Origin of the sequence: Streptomyces glaucescens (genome assembly GCF_002154375.1) — a bacterium.
Classification (GTDB): domain Bacteria; phylum Actinomycetota; class Actinomycetes; order Streptomycetales; family Streptomycetaceae; genus Streptomyces; species Streptomyces glaucescens.
The window spans coordinates 1-10,517 of sequence record NZ_MUND01000406.1 but is presented as its reverse complement, the minus strand read 5'-3'; the positions used below and the strand labels follow the sequence as shown (position 1 = coordinate 10,517).

At 73.6% G+C, this 10,517-nt stretch carries 15 protein-coding genes and 1 pseudogene; 13 read left to right on the top strand and 3 right to left on the bottom strand.

The window, feature by feature from the left end; all coding sequences use genetic code 11:
* The 13 genes and pseudogenes from CCN42_RS43825 to CCN42_RS25125 form a co-directional block, all read left to right on the top strand.
* A pseudogene (locus CCN42_RS43825) lies at nt 1-581 on the top strand (hypothetical protein); the annotation flags it as partial.
* A complete protein-coding gene (locus CCN42_RS25180) occupies nt 578-2,431 on the top strand; it encodes a transketolase (protein WP_086739037.1) in 1,854 nt (617 codons plus the stop codon). The pseudogene CCN42_RS43825 and the gene CCN42_RS25180, both read left to right, overlap by 4 nt.
* Nucleotides 2,428-3,354 (top strand): non-homologous end-joining DNA ligase, encoded by a 927-nt coding sequence (gene ligD, locus CCN42_RS25175; RefSeq protein ID WP_086739035.1) that lies wholly within the window; start codon nt 2,428-2,430, stop codon nt 3,352-3,354. The genes CCN42_RS25180 and ligD overlap by 4 nt, the downstream gene beginning before the upstream one ends.
* Nucleotides 3,355-3,452: 98 nt before the next feature.
* Complete coding sequence (locus CCN42_RS25170; RefSeq protein ID WP_086739033.1) at nt 3,453-3,803, top strand: gas vesicle protein GvpO; 351 nt, start codon at nt 3,453-3,455, stop codon at nt 3,801-3,803.
* A 52-nt stretch (nt 3,804-3,855) separates the two neighbouring features.
* Nucleotides 3,856-4,287: a gas vesicle structural protein GvpA gene (locus CCN42_RS25165; protein WP_086172823.1), complete on the top strand. Its 432-nt coding sequence runs from the start codon at nt 3,856-3,858 to the stop codon at nt 4,285-4,287.
* Complete coding sequence (locus CCN42_RS25160) at nt 4,284-5,072, top strand: GvpL/GvpF family gas vesicle protein (RefSeq protein WP_086739031.1); 789 nt, start codon at nt 4,284-4,286, stop codon at nt 5,070-5,072. Before CCN42_RS25165 ends, CCN42_RS25160 begins: the two co-directional genes overlap by 4 nt.
* A gap of 4 nt (nt 5,073-5,076) precedes the next feature.
* The gene (locus CCN42_RS25155) at nt 5,077-5,304 is read left to right on the top strand and encodes a gas vesicle protein GvpG (protein ID WP_086172821.1); all 228 of its coding nucleotides are present in this window, start codon (nt 5,077-5,079) and stop codon (nt 5,302-5,304) included.
* Entirely contained in the window at nt 5,301-6,098 is a 798-nt protein-coding gene (locus CCN42_RS43820) for a DNA primase (RefSeq protein WP_158102128.1), read from the top strand. The genes CCN42_RS25155 and CCN42_RS43820 overlap by 4 nt, the downstream gene beginning before the upstream one ends.
* Nucleotides 6,095-6,793, top strand: coding sequence for an SRPBCC family protein (locus CCN42_RS25145; RefSeq protein ID WP_086739029.1), 699 nt, complete (start codon nt 6,095-6,097; stop codon nt 6,791-6,793). The genes CCN42_RS43820 and CCN42_RS25145 overlap by 4 nt, the downstream gene beginning before the upstream one ends.
* Complete coding sequence (locus CCN42_RS25140; RefSeq protein ID WP_086739027.1) at nt 6,790-7,146, top strand: gas vesicle protein; 357 nt, start codon at nt 6,790-6,792, stop codon at nt 7,144-7,146. Before CCN42_RS25145 ends, CCN42_RS25140 begins: the two co-directional genes overlap by 4 nt.
* A complete protein-coding gene (locus tag CCN42_RS25135; RefSeq protein ID WP_086739025.1) occupies nt 7,146-7,952 on the top strand; it encodes a GvpL/GvpF family gas vesicle protein in 807 nt (268 codons plus the stop codon). Before CCN42_RS25140 ends, CCN42_RS25135 begins: the two co-directional genes overlap by 1 nt.
* The gene (locus CCN42_RS25130; protein ID WP_086172816.1) at nt 7,949-8,131 is read left to right on the top strand and encodes a gas vesicle protein; all 183 of its coding nucleotides are present in this window, start codon (nt 7,949-7,951) and stop codon (nt 8,129-8,131) included. Before CCN42_RS25135 ends, CCN42_RS25130 begins: the two co-directional genes overlap by 4 nt.
* Before the next feature lie 67 nt (nt 8,132-8,198).
* Nucleotides 8,199-8,519, top strand: a complete 321-nt coding sequence (locus tag CCN42_RS25125; RefSeq protein WP_086172827.1) for a gas vesicle protein K — start codon at nt 8,199-8,201, stop codon at nt 8,517-8,519.
* Nucleotides 8,520-8,533: 14 nt separating this feature from the next.
* Here CCN42_RS25125 and CCN42_RS25120 read toward each other — a convergent pair whose 3' ends face one another.
* From CCN42_RS25120 to CCN42_RS25110, 3 genes are all read right to left on the bottom strand, one after another.
* Nucleotides 8,534-8,704 carry a hydrophobic protein gene (locus CCN42_RS25120; protein ID WP_086739023.1) on the bottom strand — a complete coding sequence of 57 codons (171 nt, stop codon included), beginning with the start codon at nt 8,702-8,704 and terminating at the stop codon, nt 8,534-8,536.
* A 41-nt stretch (nt 8,705-8,745) separates the two neighbouring features.
* Nucleotides 8,746-9,567, bottom strand: a complete 822-nt coding sequence (locus CCN42_RS25115) for a class I SAM-dependent methyltransferase (protein ID WP_086739021.1) — start codon at nt 9,565-9,567, stop codon at nt 8,746-8,748.
* A gap of 132 nt (nt 9,568-9,699) precedes the next feature.
* Nucleotides 9,700-10,517, bottom strand: an 818-nt coding sequence (locus tag CCN42_RS25110) for a diacylglycerol/lipid kinase family protein (protein WP_281259527.1), incomplete at its 5' end; no start/stop codon positions are given.

The following is a 10,517-nucleotide window of genomic DNA, read 5'->3' as shown; positions in this document are numbered from 1 at the left end:
AGCCGGGCGGGGAGCCCGCGAGGAACCAGCCGGGCGGGGAGCCCGCGAAGAACCAGCCCGGTGGGGAGCCCGGGAAGGGGCAGCCGGGCGGGCAGCCCGTGCGGAGCCGGGGCCGTGCCCTGGGGGCCGTCGTGGAGGGGGACGCGGAGTGGTCCGGGGTGGCCGGGCCGTTCCTGGACGCCGAGACGCCCGGTCCTGCCGGGTCCGCCGAGATCGAACCGTCCGGGCCCGGTGAGACCGTGACCGGCGACGAGGGGTCGAGCCCCGCCGAACCGCACTCCGGTCCCGGAGGCGGTCCGAACCGCGGGCCCGCCGAGCCGCGGGCCGACCGGGAACCGCCGGGACCGGAGGCCGGGTCCGAGCCCCCCGGTCCGGTGCGGCGTCCCGACACGGCCGCCGAGCCGCGGGCCGACCGCGAGCCGCCCGGCCCGGCCGGGGCCGGACCCGGGACGGAGCAGTCCGGCCCGGCCGGGCACCGCACGGGACCCGAACCTCCGGGGCCGGTCAGGAGCAGCGACCTGCCCTCCGGATCCCCCGGCCCCACCGACCTTTCCGACCAGTCCGACCGAGGAGAACGATGAACACCGACGAACTCGTGGAGCTGGGACAGCAGTTGCGCGTCGACAGTGTGCGGGCGGCGGCGGCCGCCGGCTCCGGGCACCCCACGTCCTCGATGTCGGCCGCCGATCTGATGGCCGTCCTGCTGGCCAACCACCTGCGCTACGACTTCGACCGCCCCGACCACCCCGCCAACGACCGCTTCATCCTGTCCAAAGGACACGCCTCCCCGCTGATGTACTCGGCGTTCAAGGCGGCCGGCGCGCTCGACGACGAGGAACTGCTGACGTTCCGGAAGATGGGCAGCCGGCTGGAGGGGCACCCCACGCCGCGGCGGCTGCCGTGGGTGGAGACGGCCACCGGATCGCTGGGCCAGGGACTGCCGGTCGGCGTCGGGGTCGCCCTCTCCGGCAAGCGGCTGGAACGCACCGACTACCGCGTCTGGGTGCTGTGCGGCGACAGCGAACTGGCCGAGGGATCCGTGTGGGAGGCCGCCGAACACGCGGGCCACGAGCGTCTGGACAACCTCGTCGCGATCGTCGACGTCAACCGGCTCGGCCAGCGCGGCCCCACCCGGCACGGCCACGACCTGGACGCCTACGCCCGCCGCTTCCGCGCCTTCGACTGGCACACCATCGAGATCGACGGCCATGACGTCGACGCCGTCGACCGCGCCTACGGCGAGGCGATCTCCACCCTCGGCCAGCCCACCGCGATCCTCGCCCGCACGCTGAAGGGCAAGGGCGTCGAGGGCGTCGAGGACCGCGAGGGCCTGCACGGCAAGCCGCTGCCGGACGCCGAGGAGGCCATCGCACAGCTGGGCGGGGAACGGGATCTCGTCGTCCAGGTGCACCAGCCGCCGGGCGACCGGGTCCTGCGCTCCGTGCCCACCGGGTCGGGCGTCGACCTGCCCCGGTGGGAGCGCGGCGGCGACAAGACCGCCACCCGCGACGCCTACGGCAAGGCGCTCGCCGCCCTCGGCACCGCCCGGGACGACATCGTCGCCCTCGACGGGGAGGTCGGCGACTCCACCCGCGCCGAGTACTTCGCCAAGGAGCACCCCGACCGCTACTTCGAGTGCTACATCGCCGAGCAGCAGATGGTCGCCGCGGCGGTCGGTCTCGCCGCCCGCGGCTGGGTGCCGTACGCCTCCTCCTTCGCCGCCTTCCTCACCCGCGCCCACGACTTCGTGCGGATGGCGTCGGTCAGCGGCGCCGGGATCAACCTGGCCGGCTCCCACGCGGGCGTCGCCATCGGGCAGGACGGGCCCTCCCAGATGGGCCTGGAGGACCTGGCGATGTTCCGGGCCGTGCACGACTCGACCGTGCTGTACCCGTGCGACGCCAACCAGACGGCCCGGCTGGTCGCGGAGACGGCCGGCCTGGACGGCATCCGCTATCTGCGCACCTCCCGCGGCGCGACCCCGGTGATCTACGACCCGGACGAGGAGTTCCCGATCGGCGGCAGCAAGGTGCTGCGCTCCTCCGGCGAGGACCGGCTCACCGTGGTCGCGGCCGGGATCACCGTGCCCGAGGCACTGGCCGCCGCCGACGCCCTCGACCGGGAGGGCATCCGGGTGCGGGTGATCGACCTGTACTCGGTCAAGCCCGTCGACCGGCCGACCCTGCGTCAGGCCGCGGAGGACACCGGCTGTCTGCTGACCGTGGAGGACCACCACCCGGAGGGCGGCCTCGGGGACGCCGTCCTCGACGCCTTCCTCGACGGGCGTCCCGTGCCGCGCCTGGTCCGCCTCGCGGTCCGGACCATGCCGGGCTCAGCGTCGCCCGAGGAACAGCTGCACGCCGCCGGCATCGACGCCGAGTCGATCGCGGCCTCCGTCCGCCTGCTGGTGGAGCAGGCGATCGTGCCGTGAGCGGTGCCGACGCGCGCAGGGTACGGGCGGGCCGCCGTACGGTCGAGGTACGGCGGCCCGGCAAGGTCCTCTTCCCGGGCGGCGACGGCCACCCGGAGTACACCAAGGGCGACCTCGTCGACTACTACCGGTCCGTCGCACCCTTCCTGCTGCCGCACCTGCGCGGCCGGCCGCTGATGCTGGAGATGCACCCGGACGGCGTCGACGGCCCCGGCTTCATGCAGAAGAACACCCCGGACACCTACCCGGAATGGATCACCCGTATCGAGGTGCCCAAGGAGGGCGGCACCGTCCGCCACACCGTCTGCGACGACGCCGCGACCCTCGTCCACCTCGCCGGCCAGGCATGCGTCACGCTGCACCGCTGGCTGTCGCGCGGTGACCGGCTGGACCGCCCCGACCGGATGGTCTTCGACCTCGACCCCTCCGGCGACGACTTCGCACCCGTGCGCGAGACGGCCGTGCTGCTCGGCGAACTCCTCGACGAACTGCGGCTGCCGTCGGCCCTGATGACCACCGGTTCGCGCGGCCTGCACATCGTGGTGCCGCTGAACGGCCGGCACGACTTCGACGAGGTACGGCAGTTCGCCCGTGACGTCGCCGACACGCTCGCCGCCGGACACCCCGACCGGCTCACCACCGCCGCCCGCAAGAGGGACCGCGGCGACCGCCTCTACCTGGACGTCCAGCGCAACGGCTACGCCCAGACAGCCGTCGCCCCCTTCACCGTCCGCGCCCGCCCCGGCGCGCCCGTCGCCGTGCCCGTCGCCTGGGACCAGCTCGACGACCCCGGCTTCGGGCCGCGCCGCTGGACCCTCGCCGACGCCGTCGACCAGGCCCGCACCAACCCCTGGGCGGGCGTGATGAGCCGGGGCCGCGCCCTCGGACCGGCCCGGCGCAGGCTCGACGCGCTGCGCGGCTGAGCGCCGGACGCCGCCGCTCCGGACGCCGGTCCGGGCACCGCTCTGGGATCCACAGGTTTGGCCAGGGGCTGGGCGGCCACCCGAGCAAAGAGGTGGCCATGTCGAACACAAATAGCACATCCCAGTCACAGAGTTCACAAGAAACCCAAAACGACAACAAAACGCACACGGCGGACGACCGGCCGGGCCCGATGGAGGTGCTGCGCCAGGCGCGCGCCCAGCTCGCGGAGCTGACCGGCATGGTCGCCGAGACCGTGTCGTCCTTCGAGCAGACCGAGGACGGCTGGTCCCTGGAGGTCGAGGTGCTCGAACTCGAACGAGTGCCGGACACGATGAGCCTGATGGCCGGTTACGAGGTGACCCTCGACGACCGGGGACAGCTCACCGGGTACCGCCGCGTGCGCCGCTACGAACGCGGGCGGGCCGACGCACGGTCCGGCGGCCGCTAGGCCGTCCCTCGCCCGTCACCATCAACCAGCAACAGAAGGAGGACCGGTCGGCATGACCGTTGTCCCGGCACAGCAGACTGGCTCGGGGGGCGGCTCCAGTGGCCTCTACGACGTCCTGGAACTCGTCCTCGACCGAGGGCTCGTCATCGACGCCTTCGTCCGGGTCTCCCTGGTCGGCATCGAGATTCTGAAGATCGACGTGCGGGTCGTCGTCGCCAGCGTCGACACCTACCTGCGCTTCGCCGAGGCCTGTAACCGCCTCGACCTGGAGTCGGGGCCGCGCAAGAGCCCCGGCCTGCCCGACGTCGTCGGCCAGATCACCGAATCCGGCGCGCGCGGCAAGTCCAAGGGCGCCCTGTCCGGTGCCGCGCAGACCATCTCCGACGCGTTCAAGCAGGCACGTGACGAGGGCTCCCCCGAGCCCGAGAGCAAGGGCCGTTCGCGCCGGACCACCACCGCCCGCCGGAAGGATGACGACGAGTGAGCACCTACGTCTACGGCATCGCCGCGGGCTCCCACCCCGCGCTCCCCGACGGCATGGAGGGCGTCGGCGACCCGGCCCGGCCGGTGCGGATCCTGCGGGAGGGTGAGCTGGCGGCGATCGTCAGCGACGCCCCCGACGGGCTGCGCCCCAAGCGGCGCGACCTGGTCGCCCATCAGAACGTGCTCGCCGAGGCGGGCGCCGCGGGCTGCGTGCTGCCCATGCGCTTCGGCAGCGTGGCCCCGGACGACGCCTCGGTCACCGGGGTGCTCGCCGAACGCGCCGCGCACTACCAGGAGCGGCTGCGCGCCCTGGACGGCAAGGTCGAGTACAACATCAAGGCCTCGCACATCGAAGAGGCCGTCCTGCACCACGTCATGGCCGAGGACCCGGAGATCCGTGCCCTCGCCGAGGCCAACCGCAAGGCGGGCGGCGGGACGTACGAGCAGAAGCTGCGGCTCGGCGAGATGGTCGCCGCCGCGGTCAAGCAGAAGGAGACCGGGGACGCCGACGCGGTTCTGCAGCTGCTGGAACCGGCCGGTGACGCGGCCAGCGTCGGCCCCGAGTCCACCGGCTGGCTGGTCAACGTCTCCTACCTGGTCGGCCGGGACTCGGCCGAGCAGTTCCTCGCCGCCGTCGAACAGGCCCGCAAGGACCTGCCCCACCTGGAGCTGCGCGTCCACGGGCCGCTGCCGCCGTACAGCTTCGTCGAGCCCGGCCCCACCGGACCCGCGGACGCCGCGACCGCCGGCAGCACGGCGGGCGCGGGAGTCGGCGCGGAGGAGTGAGTCCGTGGGACTGATCGGAGAAGTGCTGATGCTGCCGTTCGCCCCGGTGCGCGGCAGCGCCTGGGCGATCAGACAGGTGCTGCAGGAGGCGGAGCGCATCTATTACGACCCCGCCACCGTGCGCACCGAACTCGCCCGGCTGGAAGAGCAGCTGGACGCCGGGGAGATCACCGAGGAGGAGTTCGACCGCCGGGAGGACGAACTCCTCGACCGGCTGGAGAGAACGCAGTGAAGGGCAGACTGGCGGCCGTCGCCGTGGTGTTCCTGGTCCGCCGGCGACTGCGCGTCCTGTCCCGGCGGCTCCGGGAGAACCCGCAGATCCGCGAGATCGAGGAACAGCTCCGCGAGGATCTGCGGGGTGTCCCGGACGCGGCGGCGGACACCCTCTACCGCTGGGCCGAACGCCGCCTCGACGCCCTCGCCGACCGTCTGTACGAGCGGACGGACGAGATCTACGCGAGCCTGGGCGCCGGGGCGGCGTCCGCCTCCGTCGAGGGGCGGGCCGACGCGTGGGAGAACGCCGCGGACGAGGACGCCGTGGACGAGGACGCCGTGCCGGAGGGCGACGCTCTGTCGCCGCCGGACGACGCCGAACCGCCGGTCGGCGAGACCGAGCCGGACGAGGAGACCGAGCCGGGCGAGGAGCCGTCGGCGTCCTCGGAGACGGACGGGAGCGCGGCCGGGAGCGAGACGTCCGCCAAGGGCGCGAGGAAGGCCGGGGCGGCTGAGACGGCCGAGAAGACCGAGAAGGCCGCCCCCAAGAAGGCCTCGGCGAAGAAGGCCCCGGCGAAGAAGGCCCCGGCGAAGAAGGCCCCGGCGAAGAAGGCCCCGGCCAAGAGGGCCGCCGCGAAGAAGGCGACCGCGAAGAAGGCCGCCTCCGTGAAGTCCGCCGGCGGGCAGTCCGGCGCCCGCAAGGCGCCCGGCAGGCAGGCCCCGGCCAGGAGGTCGGGAGCCGAGCGGGGCGCCGCCCGGCGGGCGGCCTCCGCCAAGGCGGGCGCCCGTGCGCAGGGAGGAGGGGACCGATGACCGGCGTGCACACCCCGGCGCTGTCCGGCCGCCCCGGCCTGGTGGGCGAACTCGCCCGCAGCGAGGCCGCCGACCGGCTGCGGGCGGCGGCGCAGGAGTACCTGGAGGCCCAGGCCCGGCGGATGCTGGCCAGGGCCGGCCGGGGCCTCGGGCTGGCCACCGTACGGATCACCGAGATAGCCGAGGGCCGCAGCCCCGGCTTCGCCCGGCTCGCCCGGGACACCGGCCGCAAGCTGGTGGAGGGCAAGGGCCCGGCGCGGGCCGCGCTGGAGATCGCCGTGGCCCGGCTGAGGGACCGCTCCGGCCTCTCGCTCCCGGCGGCCCGGCCGCTCGTCGTGGTCGAGCAGGTCGACGTCGGCGTACCCGTGCGCACGGCGTACGAGGAGTGGGCGCGGCACCCGGACGCCCGCCCGGCCCCCGACGACCGGCTCGTGTGGACCGCGCACGGACTGCGCGGGGTGGTCTCCTTCCATCCGCTCGCCGACCGCCTCACACGCGTCCTGCTGGTCGCCGAACATCTGCCCGACAGCCCGGCAGGCCGGGCGGGCGCCCTGCTGCGGGTGCCGCACCACCGCGCCAGGCGGGACCTGGCGGACTTCGCCCGCCACGTCACGCTGAGCGGGGTACCCGAAGGGGACAGCCCGCGCCCCGCCTCCGACGACAACCGGCCGACCACCCGAGGGAGCCGCCGATGACCACCCCCAGCCGGCTCCCCGATCCGTACGGCAACGGCGGGGGCGCCAACCTCGCCGACATCCTGGAGCGGGTGCTCGACAAGGGTGTCGTCATCGCGGGCGACATCCGGATCAACCTGCTCGACATCGAACTGCTCACCATCAAGCTGCGGCTCATCGTCGCCTCCGTCGACAAGGCGAAGGAGATGGGCATCGACTGGTGGGAGGACGACCCGGCCCTGTCCTCCCGCGCCCGCCGCGAGGAACTCGCCCGGCGGGACGACGACGCCCGCGACGAGCTGGCGCGGGAGAACGCCGAGCTGCGCGCACGGCTGGCCGCCCTGGAGTCCGGCCGGACGCGGGAGGGATCGTGATGACCACGGGACTGCGCTACGTCTACGCCGTCTGCCGCCCGTTCAGCGCCCCGCTGCAGTCGCAGCTGACCGGTGTCGGGGGCGTCCCGCCGCGGCTGCTGCACCACCGCGGTCTGGTCGCCGTCGTCAGCACGGTGCCCGAGCGGCACTTCGCCGAGGAGCCGCTGCGGGCCCACCTGGAGGACCTGGACTGGCTCACCGAGACCGCCCGCGCCCACCAGCAGGTGATCGACGCCCTGACCACGGTCACCACCCCGCTGCCGCTGCGGCTGGCCACCGTGTTCCGGGACGACAGCGCGGTCCGCGTGATGATGGAGGCCCGCGAGGACTACTTCCGGCAGACCCTCGGCCGCCTGGAGGGGCGGGTGGAGTGGGGCGTGAAGGTCTACACCGACGCCGAGCCCGGGGAACTCGGCGAACCGGAGCGGGCGCCGGCGAAAGCCGCCTCCGGGCGCGACTACCTCCGGCAGCGCCGGGACCGGTTCCGGGCCCGCGAGGACGAATGGCAGAAGGCGGAGGCATTCGCCACCCGGTTGCACGAGACGCTCTCCGAGCGCGCCGAGGATTCCCGGCTGCACGCGCCGCAGAATCCGGCGCTTTCCGGTGCCGCCGGACGGAATGTGCTCAATGCCGCCTATCTGGTGCCGCGGGACCATTCCGAGGAATTCGTGGAACTGGTGGACCGTACGAAGGACGAGGCGTCCGGAATGCGGGTGGAACTCACCGGGCCCTGGGCCGCCTATTCCTTCGTGGGAGACATCGGCGGTGCCGAGGACGAGGAGAACGGGGAGGGCGATCTGCCGTGACCGTCGTCGAACGCCGTGAGATCGCCCTGGTGGACCTGCTCGACCGGCTGCTGGCCGGCGGGGTCGTCATCACCGGCGACATCACGCTGCGCATCGCGGACGTCGATCTCGTCCGCATCGATCTGAACGCGCTGATCAGCTCGGTCAACGCGCAGGTACCGGCCCCCTGGGAGGGATGACGTGCACTACCCGGCGAACGACGTGCCCCGTGGAGAGGACGACACGCTGGAAGGCCTGCTGGACGGCCTGCCCCGTGGGAACGCCGACGCCGACCCCGCGCGGCCGTCCGGCCGCCGCCGGCAGCTCGACCTGGAGCCCGACACCGTCGAGCGGGACCTCGTCAAACTGGTCCTCACCGTGGTGGAGCTGCTGCGCCAGCTCATGGAGCGCCAGGCGCTGCGCCGCTTCGACGAGGGCGACCTGACGGAGGACCAGGAGGAGCGGATCGGGCTCACCCTGATGCTGCTCGACGACCGGATGACCGAATTGCGGGAGCGCTACGGACTGCGGCCCGAGGACCTGAATCTGGACCTCGGGCCGCTGGGACCGTTGCTTCCCCGGGACTGACGTCCCGGGCTTGTTCACCACCTGTACCAACGGCCCCGTGAACCGGCGGCCGTCGTACCGCGCAGCAGGAATCCGAGCAGCCACAGGACCAGCACCGCCAACGCGATGTACCAGAGCACCTTGACGGCGAATCCGGCGCCGAAAAGAAGGAGTGCCAGAAGCAGTACGAGCAGAATGGGAACCATCAGTCGACCTCCTGCCGTACGGGTTTCCCTCAATTCGCCGTTCAGGCTTCCTTGCGGCACAGCATCTCACCGTGCAGAACGCTGAACCACGCGTCCTCCTGCCGCCCCCACTCCCGCCAGGCCTCCGACACGGCCCGCAGTTCCTCCTCGGTGGCGTGCCCGCCACCGACGGCGACCCGTGCGTACTCCGAGGCCAGCGTCCGGTCCGCCCACAGACCGCTCCACCAGGCCCGCTCCTCGGGGGTGGAGAACGTCCACGTCGCGGACGTCGCCGTGATGCCGGTCAGACCCGCCCGCAGCGCCCAGGACTTCAGCCGGCGTCCGGCGTCCGGCTCGCCGCCGTTGGCGCGGGCCACCCGCCGGTACAGCGCCAGCCAGTCGTCCATGCCCGGTGAGGCCGGGTACCAGGTCATCGCGGCGTAGTCGGAGTCCCGTACCGCGATCCACCCGCCCGGCCTGGTCACGCGCTTCATCTCGCGCAGCGCCTGCACCGGGTCGCCGACGTGCTGGAGCACCTGATGGGCGTGGACGACGCAGAACGTGTCGTCGGGGTGGTCCAGGGCGTGCACGTCCGCCACGGCGAAGTCGACGTTGCGCAGCCCTCGTCCGTCGGCCGTCGCCCGCGCCTGTTCCAGCACGCCCGCGGCCCGGTCGACGCCGGTGACCCGGCCGTCGGGGACCAGCTCGGCCAGGTCGGCGGTGATGGTGCCGGGCCCGCAGCCGATGTCCAGGATCCTCATGTGGGGTTCCAGGACACCCAGCAGATAGGCGGCCGAGTTGGCGGCGGTCCGCCAGGTGTGCGACCGCAGCACCGACTCGTGATGGCCGTGCGTGTAGACGGCGGTCTCCTGCGCTCTCGGCATGGCTGTGCCCCCTGTCCGGCATGACGGATCCCGCGGGACCGGGCCCGCGGGCTGCACCGTCACCGTACGCCGCCCTCCGAATACTGAGACAGTATGTTTCATATGCTGGACTGACGGTGTCGGCGGGTGGTGTCAGTGAGCACTGGTCGGGCGGTACACGGCCAGCGCCTCCGGCTCCTTCTCCAGCGTCACGTCCCCTTCCACCTCGGTGACTTCGCCGTCGTAGGCGAGCAGCGTCCCCGGTGCCACGTCCGCCAGCCGCAGCCTGCCGACCGTGACCGCGGCGTGCACGGGGGAGCGGGTCAGCGGTCCGGCGAAGGCGGCGGCCAGCAGGCGCAGCGCGGGACGCCGGCCGCCGTGCACCACCCGGACGTCGAGCAGGCCGTCCGCGAGGTCCCGGCGGCGGCCCGGCGCCAGACCCATCCGGTGGTAGGTGCCGTTCCCGGCGAACAGCAGCCACAACGGGCGCGGCCGCCCGCCCACTTCGGCCTCCAGGGGATGCCGGTCGGCGCGCAGCACCCGGGCCGCCGCCAGCACCCCGGCCGGCCAGCCGCCGATCCGGTGCGACCAGCGGTCCCGCTCGCGCACCAGCTCCGGATAGACGCCCAGCGCGCAGGTGTTGAGGAAGATGCCGCGCCGCGCCCCGCAGGAGAACCGGCCGATGTCCACCCGCACCCCTTCGCCCTGCCGGATCGCCCGGCTCAGGGACCGCGTGTCCTCCACGCCGAGATCGAGGGCGAAGTGGTTGAGGGTGCCGCCGGGCAGCACCGCGAGCGGCAGCCCGTGCCGCAGGGCGACCTCGGCGGCGGTGTTCACCGTGCCGTCGCCGCCGCACACCCCCAGCACCCTGGCCCGCGCGGCGGCCTTGCACAGCTCGCCGGGCACGTCCTCCGGGGCGCACTCCACGACCTCCGCGCGCGGCAGCGCCTCCCGCAGGCCGCGCACCCGGT

Bases quoted from the DNA above. Each gene is read 5' to 3' on its own strand.
- CCN42_RS25180 (WP_086739037.1), top strand. From the start codon at position 578: ATGAACACCGACGAACTCGTGGAGCTGGGACAGCAGTTGCGCGTCGAC.
- CCN42_RS25170 (WP_086739033.1), top strand. From the start codon at position 3,453: ATGTCGAACACAAATAGCACATCCCAGTCACAGAGTTCACAAGAAACC.
- CCN42_RS25165 (WP_086172823.1), top strand. From the start codon at position 3,856: ATGACCGTTGTCCCGGCACAGCAGACTGGCTCGGGGGGCGGCTCCAGT.
- CCN42_RS25145 (WP_086739029.1), top strand. From the start codon at position 6,095: ATGACCGGCGTGCACACCCCGGCGCTGTCCGGCCGCCCCGGCCTGGTG.
- CCN42_RS25140 (WP_086739027.1), top strand. From the start codon at position 6,790: ATGACCACCCCCAGCCGGCTCCCCGATCCGTACGGCAACGGCGGGGGC.
- CCN42_RS25135 (WP_086739025.1), top strand. From the start codon at position 7,146: ATGACCACGGGACTGCGCTACGTCTACGCCGTCTGCCGCCCGTTCAGC.
- CCN42_RS25120 (WP_086739023.1), bottom strand. From the start codon at position 8,704: ATGGTTCCCATTCTGCTCGTACTGCTTCTGGCACTCCTTCTTTTCGGC.
- CCN42_RS25115 (WP_086739021.1), bottom strand. From the start codon at position 9,567: ATGCCGAGAGCGCAGGAGACCGCCGTCTACACGCACGGCCATCACGAG.